16 protein-coding genes and 1 pseudogene are annotated in these 24,091 nt (G+C 63.5%); 14 read left to right on the forward strand and 3 right to left on the reverse strand.

The genetic code is table 11. The features are described 5' to 3' along the window. The 13 genes and pseudogenes from murD (at window position 1) to ligA (ending at window position 17,354) form a co-directional block, all read left to right on the forward strand. Window positions 1-1,404 carry a UDP-N-acetylmuramoyl-L-alanine--D-glutamate ligase gene (murD, locus tag F2P47_RS14955; protein ID WP_152217184.1) on the forward strand — a complete coding sequence of 468 codons (1,404 nt, stop codon included), beginning with the start codon at window positions 1-3 and terminating at the stop codon, window positions 1,402-1,404. Further along, complete coding sequence (gene ftsW, locus F2P47_RS14960) at window positions 1,401-2,549, forward strand: putative lipid II flippase FtsW (RefSeq protein WP_152217185.1); 1,149 nt, start codon at window positions 1,401-1,403, stop codon at window positions 2,547-2,549. Before murD ends, ftsW begins: the two co-directional genes overlap by 4 nt. Continuing rightward, window positions 2,546-3,736 carry an undecaprenyldiphospho-muramoylpentapeptide beta-N-acetylglucosaminyltransferase gene (gene murG, locus F2P47_RS14965; protein WP_152217186.1) on the forward strand — a complete coding sequence of 397 codons (1,191 nt, stop codon included), beginning with the start codon at window positions 2,546-2,548 and terminating at the stop codon, window positions 3,734-3,736. The genes ftsW and murG overlap by 4 nt, the downstream gene beginning before the upstream one ends. Beyond that, window positions 3,736-5,211: a UDP-N-acetylmuramate--L-alanine ligase gene (gene murC / locus F2P47_RS14970; RefSeq protein WP_152217187.1), complete on the forward strand. Its 1,476-nt coding sequence runs from the start codon at window positions 3,736-3,738 to the stop codon at window positions 5,209-5,211. The genes murG and murC overlap by 1 nt, the downstream gene beginning before the upstream one ends. After that, entirely contained in the window at window positions 5,208-6,134 is a 927-nt protein-coding gene (gene murB, locus F2P47_RS14975; protein WP_152217188.1) for a UDP-N-acetylmuramate dehydrogenase, read from the forward strand. Before murC ends, murB begins: the two co-directional genes overlap by 4 nt. Continuing rightward, the gene (locus F2P47_RS14980) at window positions 6,131-7,054 is read left to right on the forward strand and encodes a D-alanine--D-alanine ligase (RefSeq protein WP_152217189.1); all 924 of its coding nucleotides are present in this window, start codon (window positions 6,131-6,133) and stop codon (window positions 7,052-7,054) included. The genes murB and F2P47_RS14980 overlap by 4 nt, the downstream gene beginning before the upstream one ends. Next, complete coding sequence (locus F2P47_RS14985) at window positions 7,042-8,106, forward strand: cell division protein FtsQ/DivIB (protein WP_152217190.1); 1,065 nt, start codon at window positions 7,042-7,044, stop codon at window positions 8,104-8,106. Before F2P47_RS14980 ends, F2P47_RS14985 begins: the two co-directional genes overlap by 13 nt. Window positions 8,107-8,108: 2 nt before the next feature. Beyond that, window positions 8,109-9,413, forward strand: a complete 1,305-nt coding sequence (gene ftsA, locus F2P47_RS14990) for a cell division protein FtsA (protein WP_422561588.1) — start codon at window positions 8,109-8,111, stop codon at window positions 9,411-9,413. 181 nt (window positions 9,414-9,594) lie between these two features. Next, window positions 9,595-10,554 (forward strand): annotated as a pseudogene (gene ftsZ, locus F2P47_RS18160) (cell division protein FtsZ); the annotation flags it as partial. 902 nt (window positions 10,555-11,456) lie between these two features. Continuing rightward, window positions 11,457-12,452: a UDP-3-O-acyl-N-acetylglucosamine deacetylase gene (lpxC, locus tag F2P47_RS15000; protein ID WP_246176916.1), complete on the forward strand. Its 996-nt coding sequence runs from the start codon at window positions 11,457-11,459 to the stop codon at window positions 12,450-12,452. 207 nt (window positions 12,453-12,659) lie between these two features. Then, entirely contained in the window at window positions 12,660-13,544 is an 885-nt protein-coding gene (locus tag F2P47_RS15005; protein ID WP_343032316.1) for an outer membrane protein assembly factor BamD, read from the forward strand. A gap of 16 nt (window positions 13,545-13,560) precedes the next feature. Continuing rightward, the gene (gene recN, locus F2P47_RS15010; protein WP_152217194.1) at window positions 13,561-15,240 is read left to right on the forward strand and encodes a DNA repair protein RecN; all 1,680 of its coding nucleotides are present in this window, start codon (window positions 13,561-13,563) and stop codon (window positions 15,238-15,240) included. Further along, window positions 15,237-17,354 carry an NAD-dependent DNA ligase LigA gene (gene ligA / locus F2P47_RS15015; protein ID WP_152217195.1) on the forward strand — a complete coding sequence of 706 codons (2,118 nt, stop codon included), beginning with the start codon at window positions 15,237-15,239 and terminating at the stop codon, window positions 17,352-17,354. Before recN ends, ligA begins: the two co-directional genes overlap by 4 nt. A 57-nt stretch (window positions 17,355-17,411) precedes the next feature. Here the strand turns inward: ligA and F2P47_RS15020 are convergent, their stop codons facing one another. Genes F2P47_RS15020 through F2P47_RS15030 form a run of 3 tightly spaced genes read right to left on the reverse strand, consistent with a single transcriptional unit; the run spans window position 17,412 to window position 22,541 of the window. After that, window positions 17,412-19,226, reverse strand: a complete 1,815-nt coding sequence (locus F2P47_RS15020) for an aminopeptidase P family protein (protein WP_152217196.1) — start codon at window positions 19,224-19,226, stop codon at window positions 17,412-17,414. Between the two features lie 49 nt (window positions 19,227-19,275). After that, the gene (locus F2P47_RS15025) at window positions 19,276-20,205 is read right to left on the reverse strand and encodes a 50S ribosomal protein L11 methyltransferase (RefSeq protein ID WP_152217197.1); all 930 of its coding nucleotides are present in this window, start codon (window positions 20,203-20,205) and stop codon (window positions 19,276-19,278) included. A 5-nt stretch (window positions 20,206-20,210) separates the two neighbouring features. Then, window positions 20,211-22,541: an ATP-dependent helicase gene (locus F2P47_RS15030; RefSeq protein WP_152217198.1), complete on the reverse strand. Its 2,331-nt coding sequence runs from the start codon at window positions 22,539-22,541 to the stop codon at window positions 20,211-20,213. Window positions 22,542-22,723: 182 nt separating this feature from the next. On the opposite strand from F2P47_RS15030, the gene F2P47_RS15035 reads away from it, so the two are divergent. Beyond that, the gene (locus F2P47_RS15035) at window positions 22,724-24,070 is read left to right on the forward strand and encodes a chloride channel protein (RefSeq protein ID WP_152217199.1); all 1,347 of its coding nucleotides are present in this window, start codon (window positions 22,724-22,726) and stop codon (window positions 24,068-24,070) included. Window positions 24,071-24,091 lie beyond the last annotated feature (21 nt).

Consider the following 24,091-nt stretch of genomic DNA (forward strand, 5'->3'; position numbering starts at 1 on the left):
ATGATCCCTGTCGCCGGTTTCGCCGGTCGCGTCGTCGCAGTGTTCGGGCTCGGGAAGTCCGGGCTCTCGACCGTGCGCGCGCTTCAGGCGGGCGGCGCGAAGGTCGTTGCCTGGGATGATGGGGAAGCAAAGCGCAAGGAAGCGACCGAAGCGGGCATCGCGCTCGAAGACCTTTCGGCGTGCGACTGGAGCGACATTGCCGCGCTGGTTCTGAGCCCAGGCGTGCCGCTGACGCACCCCGAACCCCATTGGTCAGTGAAATGCGCCAAGGCCGCGGGTGTCGAGATCATCGGCGATGTCGAGCTTTTCGACCGCACCATCCGCGCCAGCAGCACGGGCGCGCGCATCGTCGCCATCACGGGCACCAACGGCAAGTCGACCACCACGGCGCTTATCGGCCACATGGTGAAGCGTTGCGGCGCCGACGCGCAGGTCGGCGGCAATATCGGCACACCGGTTCTGGAGCTCGATCCTCCGAAGCCGAACACCGTCTATGTGGTCGAGGTGTCCTCCTATCAGATTGATCTTGCGCCGGGTTTTGCACCCAATGTCGCGATCCTGCTCAACATCACGCCGGATCATATCGACCGCCACGGCTCGATTGAGGGCTATGCCGCGGTCAAGGCGCGCATCTTTGCGAACCAGACGGCGGCGGACACGGCGGTCATCGGCGTCGATGACGATTATTCATCGGATATCTGCACGGTGGTTTCGGCTGCGCGAGTGCAGAGGGTTGTGCCGATCTCCGTTGGCAAGACTTTGGGCCGGGGCATCTATGTGCTCGACGGCCAGCTTTATGACAGCACCGGCACCCAGACCCAGAAGGCGGGCGATTTCCGCGATCTGCGTACGCTGGCCGGCGCGCATAACTGGCAGAATGCGGCAGCGGCTTACGCGGCGGGCAGGGCGCTCGGTTTCCCGCGCGAGAAAATCCTCGCCTCTTTCGAAAGCTTTCCCGGCCTTGCGCATCGCATGGAGATCGTCGCCGAGCGCGACGGCGTGCGCTATGTGAACGACAGCAAGGCAACCAATGCCGATGCGACCTCGAAGGCGCTTGCCACCTATCGCGATATCTACTGGATACTCGGCGGCAAGTCGAAAGAGGGCGGCATCGAGACGTTGACCGAGCTCTTCCCGCGTATTCGTCACGCCTATCTGATCGGTGCCGCGAGCGACGAGTTCGCCCGGACGCTCGAAGGCAAGGTCGGCTACACACGTTCGCAGACGCTCGACCGGGCGGTCGAAAGCGCGGCCAATGACGCCGAGGCGGCTGAGGGCGATCTGCGCGTCGTGCTTCTGTCTCCAGCCTGCGCCTCCTTCGATCAATATCCGAATTTCGAGGTGCGCGGCGATGTGTTCCGCGACCTCGTGCTGAAGCATCTCTCCGAAAGGGCCTCCGCATGATCCGCCTCGCCCGCACAAATCGCAGTCAGATTGCCGAGTGGTGGTGGACCGTCGACAAGTGGACGCTGTTCGCGCTGTTCTGCCTGATGCTCATCGGTGGTGTGCTGGCGCTTGCCGCGAGCCCGGCGGTTGCCATGCGCATTCATCTGCCTCCCTTCCATTTCGTCTATCGGCAGCTCTTCTTCTTTGTGCCCACCATTGCGGTGATGATCGGCGTTTCGCTGCTCAATGTCCGGCAGGTGCGCCGCCTTGCAGCGGCCGGATTTCTCATCGCCTTCGGGTTGATGCTGTTGACGCTCGTCATCGGACCGGAAGTGAAGGGCGCTCATCGCTGGCTCCAGATCGGCCCACTCGCGATTCAGCCTTCCGAATTCGTGAAGCCCTCCTTCATCGTTCTGGCCTCGTGGATGTTTGCGGAGGCGCAGCGCACACCGGGCTTCCCCGGCACGATCATCGCGCTCGCACTTTACACCATGGTCGTTGGTATCCTCGCCATGCAGCCTGACTTCGGTCAGCTGATGCTGGTGACGATGGTTTTTGGCGCGATCTTCTTCATGGCCGGGCTTTCCTGGCGCTGGATCGTCTCGCTGGGCACGGTCGCGATCATCGGCGCGCTCGCCGCCTATACGCTGATGCCGCACGTCGCGAGCCGTGTCGACCGCTTCCTTAATCCGGATTCGGGCGATACCTATCAGATCGATCGCGCGCTCGACGCCTTCCATACGGGTGGCTTCTTCGGCCGCGGCCCGGGCGAAGGCGAGGTGAAGCGCATCCTTCCCGACGCCCACACTGACTTCATCTTCGCCGTCGCAGCGGAAGAATATGGCGTTGTCGCGGGTCTCATCATCATCAGCATTTTCGGCTTCGTGGTCATGCGCACGCTTTCGCGCGCCATGGAAGAGCAGGATCTATTCGTGCAATTCGGCGCCTGCGGTCTCGTCGCGCTGTTCGGACTGCAGGCGCTCATCAATATGTCGGTGAATGTGGACCTCATCCCGGCGAAGGGTATGACGCTACCCTTCATCTCCTATGGCGGTTCGTCGATGATCGCGCTCGGTTACACGATGGGCATGTTGCTCGCCCTGACGCGTCGCCGCGCGGGCAGCCATGTAACACCGCCCAATGGCAAGAGGGCGTACGCATGAAGCTTCGCCCGGAAGGTCCGATCGTCATTGCAGCCGGTGGCACCGGAGGGCACCTGTTCCCCGGTCAGGCGCTCGCGCAGGAATTGCGCCGCCGCGGCCGCAAGATCGTGCTGATGACAGACGAACGCGTTCAACATTTCGACAAGCTCTTTCCGGGTGCGGACATTTTTTCGGTGCCTTCAGCGACGCCGACCAATCGCGGCGTTGCCGGTCTTTTCCGCGCTGCGCCCGCGATCATCTCCGGCATTGGCCAAGCCTTTGGCATTCTCGGCCGGGTCGAGCCTTCCGTCGTCATCGGCTTTGGCGGCTACCCGACGCTGCCGCCTGTGGCGGGCGCCTTGCTGCGCGGCATTCCGACCTGCGTGCATGAGCAGAATGCTGTGCTGGGCCGCGTCAACCGGCTCGTCGCGCCCTATGTGCAGGCGATCGCCTCTACCTTCGCGGCGCCGAGGTTCCTCAAGCCTCGCGATGCCTCGCGCCTCGTCCTCACAGGCAATCCGGTGCGCGACGCGGTGATTGCCGAAGCGGGGGCGCCCTATGTGGCGCCGGGGCCCACGGACCGCATTCATCTACTCGTCTTCGGCGGCAGCCAAGGCGCGCGTGTGCTGAGCGATGTCGTTCCCGCCGCTCTCGCGCAACTGCCCGAAGCGTTGCGCGCCCGTGTCGATGTCGTGCAGCAGGCGCGCCCGGAAGATCTCGCCCGCGTTCGCGATGCCTATGATCGCGCGGGCATCAGGGCGACGCTCGAAAGCTTCTTCGATGACATGCCAAAGCGGATCGCCGCCGCTCATCTCGTTATCGGCCGTTCCGGCGCATCGACTGTGAGCGAACTTTGCGTCATCGGCCGTCCATCGATCCTCGTCCCGCTGCCTCATTCGCTCGACAACGATCAGAAGGCGAATGCGGAGAAGGTTGAAGCTGCGGGTGCGGGATGGATGGTCGAGCAGAAGGATTTCACGGAGGCAGCTCTCGCTGCTCGCCTTGCGGCGCTTCTTGCCGATTCCGGCATGCTTGCCCGTGCCGCGAGAGCGGCGCTGGGGCAGGGCCAGCCCAACGCCGTGCGCAAGCTCGCCGACCTTGTCGAGAAACTCGGCCGTGGCGAGTTCCACGCCATTCAGGCCGTTACCGAGTCAGAAGACGACATTCAATCACCCGGTCCACTTCTTTTCGCGCAGGGAGGCTGTTGATGCGCCCAGCGCCACTCGACATAGGCGTTATCCACTTCGTCGGTATCGGCGGCATTGGCATGAGTGGCATCGCCGAAGTCATGCATAACCTCGGCTACAGGGTTCAGGGTAGCGATGTCGCCGACAGTGCGAACGTGAAGCGTCTGCGCGGCCTCGGCATCGAGGTGATGGTGGGCCACGCCGCGAAGAATCTTGCCGATGCGCAGGTGCTCGTCGTTTCCTCGGCGATCAAGCCGGACAATCCGGAACTTGTCGAGGCCCGTGCGCGCTTCCTGCCCGTCGTGCGCCGCGCTGAAATGCTCGCCGAACTGATGCGTCTCAAATCCTGCGTCGCCATTGCCGGCACACATGGCAAGACGACGACGACGTCGCTCGTCGCCGCGATCCTCGACGGAGCGGGCCTCGATCCGACAGTCATCAATGGCGGCATCATCAATGCCTATGGCACCAACGCGCGCTTGGGCGAGGGCGAGTGGATGGTGGTCGAGGCGGATGAGTCTGACGGCACCTTCATCAAGTTGCCCGCGACGATTGCCATCGTCACCAATATTGATCCCGAGCATCTCGACTATTACGGCACCTTCGAAGCCGCGAAGGACGCGTTCCTGACCTTTGTCGAGAATGTACCCTTCTATGGCTGCGCCGTAATGTGCATCGACCATCCGGAAGTGCAGGGGCTGATCGGCCGCGTTCGGGATCGCCGCATCATTACTTACGGCACGAGCCCGCAGGCCGACATCCGCGCCACCAATCCGCGCGTGGAAAAGGGTCTCAATGTCTTCGATGTAACCATCACCGATCGCAAGACGGGCGTTGCACGCGAAATCTCCGCCGTGAAGCTCCCCATGCATGGCCGTCATAACATGCTGAACTCGCTCGCTGCCATCGGCGTGGCGACGCAGATGGGTATTCCCGAAACGAAGTTCCGCAACGCGCTGGAGGGCTTCGGCGGCGTGAAGCGTCGCTTTACCCATGTCGGCGAGTGGAACGGCGTCAATATCTATGACGATTACGGCCATCATCCGGTCGAGATCGCCGCGGTGCTACAGGCGGCGCGTTCGGCGACCGAAGGCCGCATCATCGCCGTCGTGCAGCCGCATCGCTACACGCGCCTCCATAATCTTTTCAACGAGTTCTGCGCCTGCTTCAACGATGCCGACAAGGTCATCGTCGCCGATGTCTATGCGGCGGGCGAACAGCCGATAGCCGGTGCGGATCGCGACTCTCTCGTCGCGGGCCTCCGCGATCGCGGTCATCGCGATGTTGTTGCGCTGGAGGCGCCGGAAGCTCTGCCGAAGCTCATTTCCGAACTTGCCAATCCGGGCGACTTCGTCGTCTGCCTTGGTGCGGGCAGCATCACCTATTGGGCGAACGCGCTGCCTGCCGATCTCGCGGCGCTGAGCAAGAAGACCAAGGTGAAGAAGGCCGACAAGAAAGAGAAATCCGCGAAGCCGAAGAAGGGGAAAGGTAAATGACGGCGGCCCATGCCCCGACATCTTCCCTGATCGACAGGCTGCCCAAGGTACGCGGCGAGCTCATTGCGCATGCGTCGCTCGCGCCCCTGACCTGGTTCCGTGTTGGTGGTGCGGCTGAAGTTCTGTTTCGTCCGGCCGATGCCGACGATCTCGCGGCTTTCCTCGCGGGCACGCCTGCCGACGTTCCTGTGACGGTCATTGGCGTCGGCTCGAATCTGCTCGTCCGCGATGGCGGCGTTGCCGGAGTTGTCATCCGTCTCGGCGGCAAGGGCTTCGCACAGATCGAGGCACTGCCCGGCGACCGCATCCGTGCCGGAACGGCGGCGCTCGATGTCGCGGTCGCTCGTGCGGCACAGGACGCGGGCATTGCGGGTCTTGAATTCTATCGCGGCATTCCCGGTTCCATCGGCGGCGCGCTGCGCATGAATGGCGGCGCCTATACGAGCGAGACGAAGGACGTTCTGGTCGAGGCCGTGGCTGTCGATCGGCAGGGCAGGCGGCATGTGCTTTCCAATGCCGACATGCATTACACCTATCGCCATTGCGGTGCGCCTGAAGACCTCATCTTTGTCGAGGCGATCTTTCAGGGCCATCCCGGCGACAAGGGCGAAGTCCAGAAGCGCATGGACGAGATCACGGCGCGCCGCGAAGAGACGCAGCCGATCCGTACGCGCACCGGTGGCTCGACCTTCAAGAATCCGGAAGGCCACAAGTCGTGGCAGCTCATCGACGCTGCGGGATGTCGTGGCCTCAAGAAGGGCGGCGCGCAGGTCTCCGAACTGCATTGCAATTTCCTCATCAATGTCGACAACGCCAGTGCCGCCGATCTCGAGGATCTGGGCGAGGAAGTGCGTCGGCGCGTCAAAGAGAAAAGCGGCGTGACCCTGGAATGGGAAATCAAGCGGATTGGAGAGCGGACATGACGAAGAAACATGTCGCCGTTCTCAAGGGCGGTTGGTCGTCTGAGCGGGAAGTCAGCCTTTCCTCGGGGCGCGGTTGCGCCGAGGCGCTGCGCCAGCAGGGCTACCGCGTCACGGAAATCGATGTCGGTCGCGACGTTGCGGACCAGCTTTTGAAGATCCAGCCTGACGTCGTTTTCAACGCTCTGCATGGCCGCTGGGGCGAGGATGGCTGCGTACAAGGTATGCTGGAAATCCTCAATATTCCGTATACGCATTCCGGTGTTCTCGCCTCCGCGCTCGCGATGCACAAGGAGCGCGCGAAGGAAGTGTTCCGCGCCGCTGGTCTGCCTGTGGCTCAAAGCGTCGTCGTCTCCCGCGAGGAAGCGGCGAGGGGCCATGTGATGAACCCACCTTATGTCATCAAGCCGGTCGATCAGGGCTCTTCCGTCGGCGTCTTCATCGTCCGCGAAGGGGAAAATCGCCCGCCGGCAGAACTTACTTCGCCCGATTGGAACCTCGGCAACATGGTGATGGCCGAGCGTTACATCGCGGGCCGTGAACTCACCTGCGCCGTCATGGGCGAGGAGGTGCTGGGCGTCACTGAAATTGTCGCTAACACGCAGTTCTACGATTACGAGGCGAAATACGCTGCCGGCGGTTCGCGCCATGAGGTCCCGGCGAAGATCGACGCCGAATCCTATGCGGAAGTGCAGCGCGTGGCGCTCGCCGCCCATCGTGCGCTTGGTTGCCGTGGAGTCAGCCGCGCCGACTTCCGTTTCGACGACACAAAGCCCGGCAAGCCGGAGCTCATTCTGCTCGAAGTCAACACGCAGCCGGGCATGACGCCGACGTCATTGGTGCCCGAACTCGCGAATCTGGCGGGCTATTCCTATGGCGAACTCGTGAGCTGGATGGTGGAGGACGCATCATGCGATCGGTGAGCGGAAATCGGAGCAGGGCGGTTTCGAGGACCGGCGTTCGCGCCGTGCCTGTGAAGAAGCGTGCGTCCTCAAAGATCGTGCCGGGCCGCCGCGCTGTTGCGGCAGACCGCAGCTTCGGCCGTCGCAGGGACCGCCCGGCCTCGGGCTTCATGCGCTGGGTGGAGGAAATGCGCGAAGGCAGCGTTGGCATGAAGCCGTTCACGGCGGCGGCCGTTGCACTCATTCTGGGCCTTGGGCTTTATGGCCTCTTCGTCGGCGGTCATGTGTCTTCGGCGGCGCGCGAGGCCGCCTTCCAGGGTAACCGCGTTCTGGCGCTTGCTGGCTTCAGCGTCGAGGACGTGACCGTTACCGGCCGCACCCATGCCGATCCGCAGGCGCTGCTTGCGGCACTAGGCGTGACGCGCGGCGACCCGATCTTCGGCGTGGATACGGAAGCGGCGCGTCAGCGCGTCGAGCGCGTGGACTGGGTCAAGTCCGCCACCGTCACGCGCCTCCTGCCGCATGCGATCCGCATCGATGTGGTCGAGCGTCAGCCCTTCGCCATCTGGCAGCGGGGCGGCGAGCTTTCCGTCGTCGACACGGAAGGTCATCCGATCACCGACGACAATGTGCAGTCCTACGCCAATCTTCCCTTCGTTGTCGGCTTCGGCGGCGCGCGCAACGTGCACGAGGTGCTCAGTCTGATTCAGGAAACGCAGCCTCAGCTGTTGCCGCGCGTGCGCGCTTTCGTCCGCGTCGGCGACCGTCGATGGAATCTTCGCTTCGAAAATGGAGTCGATGTGAAACTTCCTGAGGTTGGCGTTGAAAAGGCACTTGCCGATCTCGTCAACCTCGATCAGACATATAAGATTCTTTCGCGCGATATCGAATCAGTTGACCTGAGACTGCCGGATCGCGTGAGCGTCGCCTTGACGGCGGATGCGATGGCGGAGCGGGGCAATGCGCTCGCAGCCAGGATTGGCGGCAAGGACGGCGGGGCGATGAAAAATTTGGGCGGGGCAACAACGGGCGCGGTGAAAGCCCGCTTCGTGACCGGTGGGGACAACACATGAATATGGTCAGTCTGGGCTCCAAGGGATTCCAGGGGCGCCCTGTCGCAGCGGGCCGGGCAGGCACGATTGCGGCGCTCGATGTCGGATCGAGCAAGATTTCCTGCTTCATCGCCAAGATCGAACCCGGGCGCATGGCAAACGGCCACGCGCCCATTCGCGTTATCGGCATCGGCCATCAGGTCTCACGCGGCATCCGCGCAGGTGCGCTGGTCGACATGGACGCCGCTGAGGAGGCGATCCGCATCGCGGTCGACGCGGCGGAGCGCATGGCCGGCGTTACCATCCGCGATGTCGTCGTCGGTGTTTCGGGCGCCGAACCGAAGAGCCAGACCGTCGGCGTGAAGGGGCCGGTTCCCGGCCCTGAGGTCACGGATGCCGACCTCTCGCGCCTCATCGGTTATGCGCATTCGAACTTCGAGGCCGAGGGCCGCGACGTTCTTCATGCTCTACCCACCAATTACAGCGTCGATGGCGCTCGCGGCGTTCGCGATCCACGGGGCATGTTCGGCGAAAAGCTGGGCGTCGATGTGCATATGGTCAGTGCGCTGCGCGGCCCGCTGCGCAATCTCGAACTCTGCATCGAGCGCTGCCACCTCTCCGTTGCCGGCATCGCGGTCAGCCCTTATGCGAGCGGCCTGGCCTGCCTTGTCGAGGACGAAATGGACCTCGGCGTCGCCGTCATCGACATGGGTGGCGGCACGACCTCTCTCTCGGTCTTCTTCGAAGGAGCGATGGTCTATTGCGATTCCGTGTCTATTGGCGGGAATCACATTACTAATGATATCGCGAGAGGACTTTCGACACCGTTGGCTCATGCGGAACGCATGAAGACGCTTTATGGCAGCGCGCTGGCGAGCCCGTCGGATGAGAGAGAGATGATTGATGTGCCTCAGGTGGGTGAGAGCGATGCCGATTCGGCGAATCACATTCCGCGGTCGATGCTGACCGGCATCATCCAGCCCCGGCTGGAGGAGACGTTCGAGCTGGTGCGCGACAGGCTCGAGGCTTCCGGTTACGGACGCCTTGCCGGTCGGCGCGTCGTGCTCACGGGTGGCGCGAGCCAGATGAACGGCGCGCGCGAACTCGCGAGCCGGATGCTCGACAAGCAGGTGCGGGTGGGCCAGCCCATCCGACTCACCGGTCTGGCAGAGGCGACGGGCGGTCCCGCCTTCTCGACCTGCGCCGGTCTTCTGACCTACTCGCAGATATCTCCGCTCGAAACGGCGGGTAGCGAGGGCGAGGGTGATGGGGCGGTAGGGCGCGGCAGCTTGCGCAAGATCAGCCGCTGGCTGAGGGAGAATTTTTGATGGGCGTGACCGATTTTCAGGCCCGTCGCGAATGCGGGGCACTTGAAGGGGTGAAAAGCCGGTGGCGATCAGCGCGACGCCTGGGCCGGCTTGCGGCACCGCCCGGTCATGTGGGCGCCGCACCGCCGATCAGGGCGGAAGCACGGACCCCGACTTTCCCATTTGTTTCGAGGAGGCTGAGATGAGCATCAAATTGACGGTACCGCAGGCCAAGGAACTGAAGCCCCGGATCACCGTGTTCGGCGTGGGCGGCGCCGGCGGCAATGCGGTCAACAACATGATCCAGGCAGGACTCGACGGTGTCGAGTTCGTCGTCGCCAACACCGACGCGCAGGCCCTCCAGCTTTCGCTGGCCGAACGACGCATCCAGCTCGGCGCGTCGATCACCGAAGGTCTCGGCGCCGGCTCGCGTCCTGAAGTCGGTTGCGCGGCTGCTGAGGAAGCGCTCGACGAGATCGTCGAGCACATCCAGGGCGCACACATGGTCTTCATCACCGCCGGCATGGGCGGCGGCACGGGTACGGGCGCGGCTCCGGTCATCGCGCGCGCAGCGCGGGAGCAGAACGTGCTCACCGTCGGCGTCGTCACGAAGCCCTTTCAGTTCGAAGGCACGCGTCGCATGCGCCTTGCCGAAGAGGGCATTCGCGAGCTTCAGCAGTATGTCGACACGCTGATCATCATCCCGAATCAGAATCTCTTCCGTGTCGCCAATGAAAACACGACCTTCGCGGATGCTTTCGCGATGGCCGACCAGGTGCTCCATTCGGGCGTCGCCGGCATCACCGACCTCATGATGAAGCCGGGTCTCATCAATCTCGACTTCGCGGACGTGCGCACCGTGATGAACGAGATGGGCAAGGCCATGATGGGTACGGGCGAAGCGACCGGCGAGAAGCGCGCCATCGAGGCCGCCGAAGCCGCGATTTCGAACCCGCTGCTCGACGAAGTGTCGATGAAGGGCGCGAAAGGCGTTCTCATCAATATCACCGGCGGCATGGACCTCACTCTTTACGAAGTGGATGAAGCTGCGAATCGCATCCGCTCCGAGGTCGATCCCGAAGCCAACATCATCGTCGGCTCGACTTTCGATCCGGCGCTCGATGGCCGCATGCGCGTCTCCGTCGTTGCCACCGGCATCGAAGTTGCGGAGCGGGTCCAGCAGCGTCCGGTCGAAGCGCCGAAGGTGACACCGAAGGCCGTCGCATCCGTGCAGCAGGCGGCGACCTTCGCCACCCCGGCCGCCCGGCCCGCGCAGCGGCCTGCCGCTGAGGTTGCCCAGCAGGCTGTCGCGGAAAACCGCGCAGCCCCCACGGCTGACTTCACCTTCGACCAGCCTGAGCAGCGCCAGATGCCCAAGGTCGGCGGTTACGATCAGAACGAGTACGAGGCCGAAGTCATCATCCACAAGCCCGAGCCGCGCATGCAGCCGCAGGCGCGTCGCAACGAGCCTGTGGTGTCGCCGGCCGTGGTCATTGCGGAGCCGAAGGCGCCCTTCATCCCGAGTGATCTCGATCGCGTTCAGACCCGGGAGCAAGGCTTCGCCAGCGACCGTCCGACCATGCCTGTTCAGCAGAGCCGCGCTCCGAAGAAGGGGCCGAGCTTCTTCGAACGGTTGACGGGGGCTGGCCGCCGCCGTGAAGAGGAGCAGCAGCCCGCCGCGCCGCGCCGCGAACCTGTCGCCCGCGAGCAGCTGCGCCCGCAGACCCAGGAGCAGGTAAAGCCGCAGCAGGCCGCGCCGAGCCTCGCACCTTCGGCCGAGAGCCGGCTGGTCCAGCCGTCCTATGAAGAAGAGCAGCTTGAAATCCCGACCTTCCTGAGGCGTCAGGCCAACTGACGCTTCGAAAGGGCTGCGCCCGCGGGGGGCGCTTTCGGCAAAACCTCGTCCGCTTGGACCGCCGTCCGAACGGGCGAGGTTTTGTTATTTAGATCAATGGCTTGCATGCCATGCTGCACCGTAACAATCCGTAAGAAACTGTTATTTGTGACGGATTCTCAGCACTGTTAGAACCAGCCTAGTAATTCCGGGGGCAAAGGATTCGTAAAGTGCGCAAGACCGAATTCGAGACCATCATGCTGGAACAGGCGCGTACGCATCGTCGCGAGCGCGCCGTTGCTGCTGCCTGCCCCCAGACGACTCTGGCCGCCCCCGTCGTGATCGAGGGGGTGGGCCTCCACACCGGCCACATGATCCGCATGGACATGCACCCTGCCGGCGCCGGTTTCGGCATCGTCTTCCGTCGCGTTGACATCGACAGCACCGATCGTGCCGCGACGGACATCCCCGCGCGTTTCGACCATGTTGGCGATACCACGCTTTCGACCGCGATCCGCAACGAGGCGGGTGCGTCGATCAGCACGGTCGAGCATCTGATGGCGGCGATTTCCTTCCTCGGAATCGACAACCTGCTCATCGAGATCAATGGACCGGAAATCCCCGTGATGGACGGTAGTTCGCAGGTTTTCATCGAGACGATCGAGGCTGTCGGCCTGAAGTCGCTCGGCGCGCCGCGCCGCGCCGTCCGCATCCTCAAGCCGATTGTCGTCGAAGACGGGCTTAAGCGTGCCGCACTGCTGCCGGGCGAAGGTTTCAAGCTGGCGTTTGAAATCGAGTTCGACAATCCCGTGATCGGTCATGAGACGATCGAGGCGGATTTCAACGAACCGTCCTTCAAGGACGAGATTCTGCGCGCCCGCACCTTCGGTTTCCTGAAGGATGTCGAGGCGATGTGGAAGATGGGTCTCGGCCTTGGCGGTTCGCTTGAAAACACGGTTGTGGTCGATGGAGACAAGGTCCTGAATGAAGAAGGCCTGCGTTTTTCCGACGAATTCGTGCGCCATAAGGTTCTGGACGCAGTGGGCGACCTTGCGCTCGCGGGCGCGCCCCTGATCGGCCGCTATGAGGGATTGCGCGCGGGCCATGCGATGAACAATCGCGTGCTCCGGGCACTTTTCGCCGACGCCACGGCCTATGAGATCGTGGACCTCGCCTCCGGCGAGGCTGCGGACGCTCGTAAGGTTCGGGCCATCCCGGCCGAGTAAGCGGCGCCCCATAGACAATTCATCTTCTCGACCCTGCCTCGCTATGGTCTCCCGCGCCCGTTTGAGCTAGAAACGAGCACTGGCCCGGCTGGACGAGGGGGGACCCCGCGCTTCGGCAGCCTCCGGACTCGCTTGATCTGGCCTTGTCCCGAAATCTCTTTTCGGGCAATCCTGCCGGGTGACCGAACGAAATGGATTTTGACCGGCATGCGTGAGGCTCTTCTGAATACCTCGATCTCGCGGATCAATCGGGCGGATGCCCCCGTTGCGTGGATGGGCGGAATGCGCCTTGTGATCGCCGGCGCGCTTGTCCTCTTTTCAATGGCGCTGCTTGGCGGTTGCTCGGGCGATGCGGAGCTGCCCTATGAAGAGCGCCCCGTCGAACAGATCTACAACAAGGCCATGGACTACATGGCCGACGAAGACTACGCCAAGGCCGCGAACGAGTTCGAAGAGGTTGAACGGCAGCATCCCTATTCGACCTGGGCGCGCCGCGCGACGCTGATGGCCGCTTATGCCGACTACAAGTACAATAATTACGACGCGTCGATCCTGACGGCGCAGCGCTACATCTCGCTGCATCCGGGCAGCAAGGACGTGGCCTATGCCTATTACCTGATCGCGCTTTGCTATTACGAGCAGATCTCGGATGTCGGCCGCGACCAGCAGATGACGCAAAACGCTCTCACTGCGCTGACTGTGCTCGTCGTGCGCTTTCCGCAGAGCGAATATGCGCGTGATGCGCGGCTTAAGCTCGACCTGACGCGCGACCATCTCGCCGGCAAGGAGATGGAAATCGGCCGCTACTATCTGAAGCGGCACGAGTATATCGCGGCGATCAATCGTTTCCGCGTGGTGGTCGAGAAGTACCAGACGACGTCGCATGTGCCCGAGGCGTTGCATCGCCTCGTCGAGGCCTATCTCTCGCTCGGCATCAAGACCGAGGCGCAGACCGCGGCGGCGATCCTCGGTTACAACTACCCGGGCAGCGACTGGTATCAGGATAGTTATGCGCTTCTCGCAGGGCAGGGATTGAAGCCTGAAGAAGACAAGGGTTCCTGGATCAGCAAGGCCTGGCACACGGTCTTTTAGTGAGAGGCTCGTCCTCATGCTATCGGCGCTGTCGATCAGAGATATCGTCCTCATCGACCGGCTCGATCTGGCGCTTGCGCGCGGCCTGTGCGCGCTGACCGGCGAAACCGGCGCGGGCAAATCGATTCTTCTCGATGCGCTGGGTCTCGCCATCGGCGCCCGTGCTGATGCGGGCCTCGTCGGCCAAGGCGCGGAGCAGGGGAGCGTCACGGCGGTATTCGATCTCGCCGCCGATCACCCCGCACGCACCATTCTCCGCGACAACGACCTCGACGCCGAAGGCGACATCATTCTGCGCCGCGTGCAGGCGAAGGACGGTCGTACGCGCGCCTTCATCAACGATCAGCCGGTGAGCGTCGGCCTGCTGCGTCAGGTCGGCGATGAACTTGTCGAAATTCACGGTCAGCATGACGAGCGCGGCCTTCTCGATGTTTCGGGCCATCGCGCCGTGCTTGACGCTTTCGGCGGCCTTGAAGCGAAGGCGGCAGAGGTACGCAAGCTCTGGACCACGGCGGCGGAAGCACGGCTCGCCTTTGCCGAGCATGAAGCCTCGCTCGCCAAGGCGCGGGCGGAACAGGACTATCTCCGTCACGTCGTCGGCGAACTCGATGAACTTGCGCCGGAGCCCGGCGAGGAAACGAGCCTCGCCGAAGAGCGCACATTGATGATGCATTCGGAAAAGATCGCCGCCGATCTCGGCGAGGCGCAGGACGCATTGTCGGGCGATGGCGGTCTTGAAGCGCGGCTCAATCAGGCGCTCAGGCGTCTTTCTCGCGCCGCGGACCAGGCGGCCGGGCGTCTCGATGCCGGTATTGCTGCGCTTGAGCGCACTCTTGTCGAGGCGGCCGATGCGCGCGAAGAGATCGAGCGGGCCATGCGCGCGCTGGAGTTCGACCCCGCGCGGCTCGAGCGCGTTGAAACGCGGCTCTTCGCGCTGCGTGCGGCTGGCCGCAAGCACAATGTGGCGGTGGACAATCTCGCGGCTCTTGCAGATCGGCTGCGCGAGCAGCTCACCGAAATAGAAGGTGGTGAAGCGAAGCTCGCCAGGCTCTCTCAGGAAGCCGACGCCGCTCGTGCAGCCTATATGAAAGCCGCAGAGACGCTCTCCGCCGCGCGGCAGAAGATCGCCGCGAAGCTCGATCAGGAAGTTGCGCGCGAGCTGAAGCCGCTGAAGCTCGACAAGGCGACTTTCAAGACCGAGGTAGCGGTGCTGAAGCCCGGGGACGCTGGGCCCGATGGACTCGACCGCGTCTCCTTCCTCATCTCCACCAATCCCGGTGCGCCGCTCGGACCGCTGATCAAGATCGCCTCGGGCGGTGAGCTTTCGCGCTTCGTGCTGGCGCTGAAGGTTGCGCTGGCGTCGCGCGGCTCAGCACCCACGCTGATCTTCGACGAAGTTGATGCAGGTGTCGGAGGCGCGGTCGCCGAAGCCGTGGGCCTGCGCCTTGCGGAACTTGCCAGGACGGCGCAGATCCTCGTCGTGACGCATTCGCCGCAGGTCGCTGCCCGTGCGCAGCATCACCTGCGAATCTCAAAGGGCGGCGAAGCGAAGTCGAAGACGGCGAAAGTCGCGACCCGTGTCGACGTGCTCGACCGACAGGATCGCCGCGAGGAAATCGCCCGCATGCTGGCGGGCTCGACGGTGACGGATGAAGCCCGCGCCGCCGCCGACAGACTGATCGAGAGCCACCCGTGACAGAGAGCGCCAACGACAAGCCCGTGGAGAAGCTGACCTTCGAGGAAGCTGCCGCGGAGCTGGAGCGGCTTGCCAAAGAGATCGCTCATCACGATCAGCTTTATTACCGCAAGGACGCGCCGGAAATTTCCGACGCCGCTTATGACGCGCTGCGTAAGCGAAACGACTGGATCGAGAAGCGTTATCCTGAACTCGTGCGCGAGGACAGCCCTTCGAGGCGCGTCGGCGCGGCGCCATCGGAAGCCTTTGGCAAGGTCGTGCACAAGGTACCGATGCTGTCGCTTTCGAATGGATTTACCGACGAGGACGTCACCGATTTCTGGAGCCGCGTTCGCCGCTTTCTGAATCTCGACGATGATGAGGTTCTCGAAGTGACGGCGGAACCGAAAATTGACGGCCTGTCGGCTGCGCTGCGCTATGAGCATGGCAACTTCACCGTCGGCGCGACGCGCGGCGACGGGCGCGAGGGCGAGAACGTTACCGAGAATCTGAAGACAATCGACGATGTGCCGCAGAAGCTAAAGGGGCGTAGTCTTCCCGACGTCTTTGAGGTGCGCGGCGAAGTCTATATGAGCCACAAGGACTTCGAGGCGCTGAACGAGCGACAGGAAAAGGCGGGCAAGCCGCGCTTCGCCAATCCGCGCAACGCGGCGGCCGGCTCGCTGCGACAGCTCGATCCGCGTGTCACTGCCTCGCGCCCGTTGCGCTACTTCGCCTATGCCTGGGGCGATGCGAGCGAAGTTCCCGCCGACACGCATTCCGGCATGATCGAGCAGTTCAGGCATTGGGGCTTTGAGGTCAATCCTTTCTTCCGCGTCTGTACGTCTGCGGAGGAGTTGCTCGCCTTCTACCACGAGATAGAAGAGAACCGCGCGAAGCTCGGCTACGACATTGACGGCGTCGTCTACAAGGTGAACCGGCTCGGTTGGCAGCATCGCCTCGGCTTCGTTTCACGCTCGCCTCGCTGGGCACTGGCGCACAAGTTCCCCGCCGAGCAGGCGACGACGGTGCTTGAAGACATCGACATTCAGGTTGGTCGCACCGGTGCGTTGACGCCGGTCGCGCGGTTGACGCCGGTCACGGTTGGCGGCGTCGTCGTTTCGAATGCGACGCTGCATAATGAAGATGAAATCGAACGTCTCGGCGTGCGCATCGGCGACACCGTCGTCGTGCAGCGTGCGGGCGATGTCATCCCGCAGATCGTGCGCGTGGTGGAGGAAAAGCGGCCGAAAAATGCACGGCACTTTCACTTCCCCGATCGCTGCCCCGCCTGCGGCAGCCATGCCGTGCGCGAGACGAACGAGAAGACAGGCAAGGTCGATGCCGTGCGCCGTTGCACAGGCGGCCTCGTCTGCCCGGCTCAGGCGATGGAGCGGCTCCGGCATTTCGTCTCTCGCAATGCTTTCGACATCGAGGGCTTGGGCGAGAAGCAGATCGCGTCTTTCTATGAAGATGAGCTGATCCGCCAGCCAGCCGACATTTTCACTCTGGAGGAACGCGACAAGAAGAGCCTGAAGCGGCTGAAGGATCGTGAAGGTTGGGGTGTGACTTCGGTCGCCAATCTGTTCAAGGCCATCGACAGCCGCCGCACGGTCGACCTCGATCGGTTCATCTTCGCGCTGGGTATACGCCATGTCGGCGAGACCAATGCGCGGCTTTTCGCTCGCGCCTATGGCACACTCGAACATTTTGTCGAAGAGATGGAGAAGGCCGCCAACCGCGACAGCGAGGCATGGCGTGAACTGATGGCGATTGACGGCGTGGGCGAGGTTCTCGGCGAGGCAGTGGTCGATTTCTTCGCAGAGAAGCACAACCGCGATGCGCTGAAGGCGTTGCAGAAGGCGGGCGTGACGGCAGTGCCGTTGCCCGCACAGGAGACTTCCTCGCCGATCGCAGGAAAGACAGTCGTCTTCACCGGCTCGCTCGAACGCATGACGCGCTCGGAAGCGAAGGCGCGCGCCGAACAGATGGGCGCCAAGGTCGCGGGCTCTGTTTCTGCGAAAACCGATCTCGTCGTCGCGGGGCCGGGCGCTGGCTCGAAGCTCGCCAAGGCCGCCGAACTCGGTATCGAGGTGATTACGGAAGACGAATGGATGGAGATGGCGGGCGGGTAGGGCCACCGCTTTCTTGATCGTCAAGCCGGGCCATGACGAATAGATGGGAAAGGGCGATCAAATCGCCCGCGTCGCGTCCTTCAGCCAGGCAATCGTCGCCTCATCGAGACCAGACACCAGCGCCTCGCGCACGCGGGCGTGATAGGCGTTGAGCCAGTCGGCTTCTTCCTGCGTGAGGAGGCTGCGCTCGACGCAATTCAAATCGATAGGCGCAAGCGTCAGCGTTTCGAAACCGAGCATGGGGCGCTCGCCGCCGTCGATCATCGCGGCAGGAGTGACTACCAGCAAGTTCTCGATGCGGATGCCATAGGCATCGGTCTTGTAGTAGCCGGGTTCGTTCGAAACGATCATGCCGGGCTTCAGCGGCACGCTACCCATCTTTGAAATGCGCTGCGGTCCCTCATGCACCGAGAGATAGGAGCCGACGCCGTGGCCCGTGCCGTGGTCATAGTCGAGGCCTGCTTTCCACAGCGCCATGCGGGCGAAGGCGTCGAGCTGCGCGCCGGAGGTGCCGGCGGGGAAACGCGCCGTCGCAATAGCAATATGGCCCTTGAGCACGCGGGTGAAGCGGTCGCGTTGTTCAGGCGAGGCTTCGGCGATGGCAATTGTGCGCGTCACATCCGTCGTGCCGTCGAGATATTGCCCGCCTGAATCGACGAGGAATAGCTCGCCGCGCTGAAGTGGCTGGTTCGTCGCCGTGGTGACGCGGTAATGAACGATGGCGCCGTTGGCGCCCGCGCCGGAAATCGTGTCGAAGCTCAGGTCGCGCAGCTCGTTCGTCTCGGCGCGGAACGCTTCGAGCTTCTTTGCTGCTGCGATCTCGTCGACGCCACCCTTCGGCGCTTCCACGCCCACCCAGGCGAGGAACTTCGTCAGCGCGCGCCCGTCGCGCAGATGCGCCGCGCGTGTGCCGCTGATCTCAGCGTCGTTTTTGCAAGCCTTCGGCAGCTCGCAGGGATCGGCGCCGCGCCTTACCTCGGCGCCAGCTTCGACGAGACGATCGTGAATCGCGCTGGCGCAAGTGGCGGGATCGACAAGCACGGTCGCCTTGCGCTGACCCAGATCGTCAAGCGCTGCGGCGAGCTTGCCGCGCGGGCGGATGGCTGCGATGGGCTTCAGATACGCGCGCGCCTCCGGTCCGACTTTCCGCTCGTCGATGAAGAGATCGGCGCAACCGTCTTCATAAAGGATCGCGAAGGAAAGCGGCAGAGGCGTGTGCGGCACGTCGCTTCCCCGGATGTTGAAAACCCAGGCGATCGAATCCGGCATGGTGAGCACAACGGCGCTCACGTCGTCGTTCATCAGCGAATTGGCCAGGCGCTTGATCTTGTCGGCGGCGAGTTCGCCCGCGAATTCGAGCGGATAGGGTTCGACCGGCGCGGACGGTGCATCGGGGCGGTCCGTCCAGACGGCGTCGAGCGGATTGTCCTCTACCGCGACAAGCGTAGCGCCTGCCTTTTCCGCCGCCGCCTTCAGCCGCGCCACGGCATCAACCGTGTGGAGCCACGGGTCGTAGCCGAGCTTTGCGTCCCTGACGAGGTTTTGCTCGATCCAGCGGACAGGCGGTTCCTCGATGAGGTGCTTCGGCTCGAAGATCGCCACGTCCACCTGATCGCGCACCTGCAGCGTGTAGCGCCCGTCGACGAAAATGGCTGCCTTGTCCAGCAGCACGATGGCCATGCCCGCCGAGCCGGAAAAGCCCGTCAGCCAGCGCAGACGTTCGGCATTGGCGGGCACATATTCGCCCTGATGCTCGTCTGCGCGCGGAACGAGGAACCCATCAAGGCCGCGACGCTTCAGCTCCTCGCGGAGGCGCTTCGCGCGCTCTGTGCCGTGTGCCGGGTCGGCTATGTCGTCGAAGATCTGGAACATGGGATGAGTGTATGTGCCCGGATGGCCAGGGGCAATGGTTCTCGCCGGTCTAGCCCTGCACCATCAACGTCACCCAGTCGCCCCTGGGCCTGCGGGACCGCAGGTAAAGTCCCTGCATGCGGAGCGCGGCTGTCACCATGGTTTCCTGCGTGCGCAGGATGCCGGAGAGGACGAGCGTTCCACCGGGCTTCAGATGCGCACGGAAGGCGGGCGCTAGCGAGACGAGAGGGCGGGCGAGGATGTTCGCGACGATGAGGTCGTAAGGCGCGCGGGCGTGGAGGGCCGGGTGACCGAAGCCCTTGGCCGTCACCGCCGAGATGAAGGGCGCGACGCCATTCTTCTTTGCGTTCTCGCGGGTAACGCGCACGGCCACGGAGTCGATGTCGGAGGCGAGAACATTGCAATGCGCGATTTTCGCGATGGCGATAGCGAGAACACCTGTGCCCGTGCCGATGTCGAGTGCGTTGAGGCGGTGGCCCGATTGCACGACTTCGGAGATGAATTCGAGGCAACCCGTCGTCGTTTCATGATGGCCGGTGCCGAAGGCCTGACCCGCATCGACGAGAAGTGGAATGACGCCTGCGGGAACCTTGTCGGCATCGTGGCTGCCATAGATGAAGAAGCGGCCCGCGCGCACGGGATCGAGGCCTTCGAGCGACTTCGTCACCCAGTCGACTTCCGGCATGGGTGCGATGACGAATTCCTCGGCCCTGATGCCGGTCTCGTCCTCGACAGGCGAGAGGATCGCTCGCAGGACCTGCGCCTCGGGCGCATCTTCATAAAGCGCCTCGACGCGCCAGAAGCCATGCGCCTCGATCTCGTTCCAGTCGGAAGCTGTCTGGACAAGCGGGCCTTCGCCGGGATGCGCCTCGCTGGTCGAGACGGCGAGAGCTTCCGGCGAGAAGGCGCTTTCCAGCGCTTCCGAGAAAATTTCCGCAACGGAGTAGGGGACGACGAAGGAGGCTTTCCAGATCGGCATTTCGTTCAGACGCGCTCCAGAAAACTGTCGATGACCTTCTTGCGGCCCGCCTTGTCGAAATCGACGGTCAGCTTGTTGCCGTCGATGGCCGTCACTTCGCCATAGCCGAATTTCTGGTGGAAAACACGCTCGCCCCGGCGGTAGCTCGCCGCCGCAGGATCGCTCGTCGCCACGAGTTCGGCGCTGACTTCGAGATTGGGCGGGCGGACTTTCGATGTCGTGCGCGTCATCGTCTGGGCGCGCTTCCAGCCAGGGCTCGAATAATCGCTCCCCGAGGCGAAGTCCTGCGAGAAGCGGCTCGGCGCGTAGTTCTGGAAGCTCGACGCGCCCATGGCGCTTTCGGCCACTTCCACATGCTCCTTCGGAATCTCGTCGATGAAGCGCGAGGGAATGGCGCTTTGCCAGAGCGCATGGATGCGGCGGTTAGCTGCGAAAGAAATGTAGGAGAGTTTGCGCGCCCGCGTGATGCCGACATAGGCGAGGCGGCGCTCTTCCTCGAGCCCCGCGACGCCGCTCTGGTCGAGCGAGCGCTGATGCGGGAAGAGGCCTTCTTCCCAGCCGGGCAGGAACACTGTATCGAATTCGAGACCCTTGGCGCTGTGCAGCGTCATCAGGTTCACCTTGTCGCCGGTATCCTGCGACTCGATTTCCATGACCAGCGAGATGTGTTCGAGATAGCCCTGCAGGTCGTCGAATTGCTCCATGGAGCGGACGAGTTCCTTGAGGTTCTCGAGCTTGCCCGGCGCCTCGGCGGATTTGTCGTTCTGCCACATCTCCGTATAGCCGGACTCGTCGAGGATGATCTCTGCAAGCTCCGTATGCGGCATGCCGGGCACCAGCGCGCGCCAGCGCTCGACCATCTCGACAAAGCCCGCCAACGCGCGGCGCGGCGCGGGCTTCAGCTCTTCCGTGGTGATGATCTCTCGCGCGGCCCGCATCAGCGAGACGCCGCGCGCATTGGCGAGTTGATGGATCGTTTGCAGGGCGACCTCGCCGAGCCCGCGCTTCGGCTTGTTGACGATGCGCTCGAAGGCGAGATTGTCGTCCGGCTGCGCGACGAGGCGGAGATAGGCATTGGCGTCGCGGATTTCGGCGCGCTCGTAGAAGCGCGGGCCGCCGACGACGCGATAGGGAATGCCGAGATTGATGAAGCGGTCTTCGAATTCGCGCATCTGGAAGGAGGCGCGGACAAGGATCGCCATTTCGTGGAGCATATGCCCCTTGCGCTGCAGGCTTTCGACTTCCTCCGCGATGTTGCGCGCTTCTTCCTCGCCGTCCCAGTAGCTCGAAATACGAACCTTCTCGCCTTCGTTCTCCTCGGTCCAGAGCGTCTTGCCGAGGCGGGCTTCATTCGCGGCGATGAGACCGGAGGCGGCGCCGAGAATATGTGGCGTCGAGCGATAGTTGCGTTCGAGGCGCACGACCTTGGCACCGGGAAAGTCCTTCTCGAAGCGCAGGATGTTGTCCACTTCCGCGCCGCGCCATCCATAGATCGACTGATCATCGTCGCCGACGCAGCAGATATTCCTGTTTTTCTGCGCGAGCAGGCGGAGCCAGAGATATTGCGCGACGTTCGTATCCTGATACTCGTCGACCAGCATGTATTTGAAGCGGTCCTGATACTCGACCAGAACCTCCGGATGCTCCTGGAAAATGCGCAGCGTTTCGAGCAGCAGGTCGCCGAAATCGACCGCGTTCAGAACCTTCAACCGAAGCTGATAGGCCTGATAAAGCTCCGCGCCCTTGCCATTGGCGAAGGACTGCGCTTCGCCGGCAGGCACCTTGCCAGGCGTGAGCCCGCGGTTCTTCCAGCCGTCGATATAGGTCGCGAGCTGGCGTGCGGGCCAGCGCTTCTCATCGATATTGGCGGCCTGAATGATCTGCTTCATCAGCCGAACCTGATCGTCGGCGTCGAGAATCGTGAAGTCGGAGCGAAGGCCCGCAAGCTCCGCATGGCGACGCAACATCTTCGCGCCGATCGCATGGAAGGTACCAAGCCACTGCATACCCTCGACCACGCCGCCGATCAGCCGGCCGATGCGCTCCTTCATCTCGCGCGCGGCTTTGTTGGTGAAGGTCACGGCAAGGATCTGGCTGGGATAGGCGCGGCGCGTGGCGAGGAGATGCGCAAGCCGCGTCGTCAACACGCGGGTCTTGCCGGTGCCCGCGCCCGCGAGCACCAGAACGGGCCCATCCAGCGCCTCGACGGCTTCGCGTTGTTCGGCGTTCAGCCCTTCCAGATAAGGTGCGCGCATGGCCGAAATCGCCGCGGCGCTGGTGGAGCGCGCGGTCGTTTCTTCGGGAATAGCCCCAAGGTCGAAGGGGTCGGTGGTCATGCTTTGAACTGATGCCGGAAATGAGAATTCATGCAGTATAACATGGGAGGGGCGGTTGCGCCTGGTCCGGCCAAAATGGTCAAGGCCCCTTGGTTTTGCGCGCCGTCCCGGATACATAGAAGTCACGGGCCCTTCCCGCAAGAGCGACGGAACGGCCCTCCCACGCCGATGATGGCTTCAAGATGTCCCTGACCACTTCTAGGCGCGCCCGGCTCTTGTACGTGTTTTCGCGGCGCTGGCAGCGCAGACTGTTTTTTGTGGCGGGGGGGCTCGCCGTGGGGGGCGTTGCGGCGCTTCTGGCGGTCCTTGCCGACCGCGCACAGCTTGAGTTCCACCGCTTTCTGGCGCTCGCGCCGTGGGGGCCGCTTTTCCTGACGCCGCTCGGCTTCGCGATCGCCGTCTTTCTGGCCACCCGCTATTTCCCAAATTCCGGCGGCAGCGGCATTCCGCAGGCGATCGCCGCCCGCGCCCTCACCGGTACAGAAGAGCGCGGCAAGCTCGTCTCGCTCCGGATTGCTGTCGGCAAGATCCTGCTGACGTTGATGGGCCTTCTCGTCGGCGCATCGACGGGCCGCGAGGGGCCGACGGTACAGGTGGGCGCTTCGGTCATGTTCGCGCTGGGTCGCGTCTCGCGCCGCTACCAGCCGGGCCTCATTCTGGCGGGCTCCGCAGCGGGCGTCGCCGCTGCCTTCAACACGCCGCTTGCGGGCATCGTTTTCGGCATTGAGGAAATGAGCCGCAGTTTCGAGACCCGGACGAGCGGTCTTGTTCTCGGCACGATCATCGCGGCAGGTATCACCTCCATAGCGCTGCTCGGCAACTACACCTATTTCGGATCGACGGTCGACATTCTGCTCGGCTGGGAGAACTGGCTCGTCGTGCCTGTCTGCGGCGTCATGGGCGGCCTCGCGGGCGGCATCTTCTCGCGCATTCTGGTGGTCTTCGGCGCGGGCCTTCCGGGGCGTGTGGGCGACTTGATCAAGCGCTACAAGGTAGCATTCGCAGCCGTCTGCGGCTTTGCCGTGGCATTGTGCGGCCTGCTCTCCGGCGGTGCGATCTACGGCACGGGATATGAGCAGGCGAATGCCGCGTTGCATGGGACGGAACAGCTTTCCCTCCTCTATGCGCCGCTGAAGCTGTTGGCTACGGCGCTCTCGTCGATCTGCGGCCTGCCGGGCGGCATCTTCTCGCCGTCCTTGTCCGTGGGGGCGGGGCTCGGCGCGGATATTGCTCATTTCTTCCCGGATACGCCGGCGGGCGCGCTCGTGCTGCTCGGCATGGTCGGCTATTTCACCGGAGTGGTGCAGGCGCCGATCACCGCCTTCGTCATCGTCTCGGAGATGACGGGCAGCCATGAGCTTCTGGTGCCGTTGATGCTGACCGCGCTGATCGCGCAAGGCGCATCGCGTCTCGTCTGCAAAGAAGGTGTTTATCACGCGCTGGCGAAGAACTTCCTTCCTCCGAAGGTGCCTGTTGTGAAAGAGCCGGCAGCGAAAGAACCAGAGACGTCGGCTTCGACGCACGCCTGATCGGCGAGAAGGCGGAAGGGA

Source organism: Parvibaculum sedimenti (assembly GCF_009184905.1).
Classification (GTDB): domain Bacteria; phylum Pseudomonadota; class Alphaproteobacteria; order Parvibaculales; family Parvibaculaceae; genus Parvibaculum; species Parvibaculum sedimenti.

Excerpts from the sequence above, each read along its gene's own strand:
- murD (WP_152217184.1), top strand. The coding sequence starts at position 1 with ATGATCCCTGTCGCCGGTTTCGCCGGTCGCGTCGTCGCAGTGTTCGGG.
- ftsW (WP_152217185.1), top strand. The coding sequence starts at position 1,401 with ATGATCCGCCTCGCCCGCACAAATCGCAGTCAGATTGCCGAGTGGTGG.
- murG (WP_152217186.1), top strand. The coding sequence starts at position 2,546 with ATGAAGCTTCGCCCGGAAGGTCCGATCGTCATTGCAGCCGGTGGCACC.
- murC (WP_152217187.1), top strand. The coding sequence starts at position 3,736 with ATGCGCCCAGCGCCACTCGACATAGGCGTTATCCACTTCGTCGGTATC.
- murB (WP_152217188.1), top strand. The coding sequence starts at position 5,208 with ATGACGGCGGCCCATGCCCCGACATCTTCCCTGATCGACAGGCTGCCC.
- F2P47_RS14980 (WP_152217189.1), top strand. The coding sequence starts at position 6,131 with ATGACGAAGAAACATGTCGCCGTTCTCAAGGGCGGTTGGTCGTCTGAG.
- F2P47_RS14985 (WP_152217190.1), top strand. The coding sequence starts at position 7,042 with ATGCGATCGGTGAGCGGAAATCGGAGCAGGGCGGTTTCGAGGACCGGC.
- ftsA (WP_422561588.1), top strand. The coding sequence starts at position 8,109 with ATGGTCAGTCTGGGCTCCAAGGGATTCCAGGGGCGCCCTGTCGCAGCG.
- F2P47_RS15005 (WP_343032316.1), top strand. The coding sequence starts at position 12,660 with ATGCGTGAGGCTCTTCTGAATACCTCGATCTCGCGGATCAATCGGGCG.
- recN (WP_152217194.1), top strand. The coding sequence starts at position 13,561 with ATGCTATCGGCGCTGTCGATCAGAGATATCGTCCTCATCGACCGGCTC.
- F2P47_RS15020 (WP_152217196.1), bottom strand. The coding sequence starts at position 19,226 with ATGTTCCAGATCTTCGACGACATAGCCGACCCGGCACACGGCACAGAG.
- F2P47_RS15025 (WP_152217197.1), bottom strand. The coding sequence starts at position 20,205 with ATGCCGATCTGGAAAGCCTCCTTCGTCGTCCCCTACTCCGTTGCGGAA.
- F2P47_RS15030 (WP_152217198.1), bottom strand. The coding sequence starts at position 22,541 with ATGACCACCGACCCCTTCGACCTTGGGGCTATTCCCGAAGAAACGACC.
- F2P47_RS15035 (WP_152217199.1), top strand. The coding sequence starts at position 22,724 with ATGTCCCTGACCACTTCTAGGCGCGCCCGGCTCTTGTACGTGTTTTCG.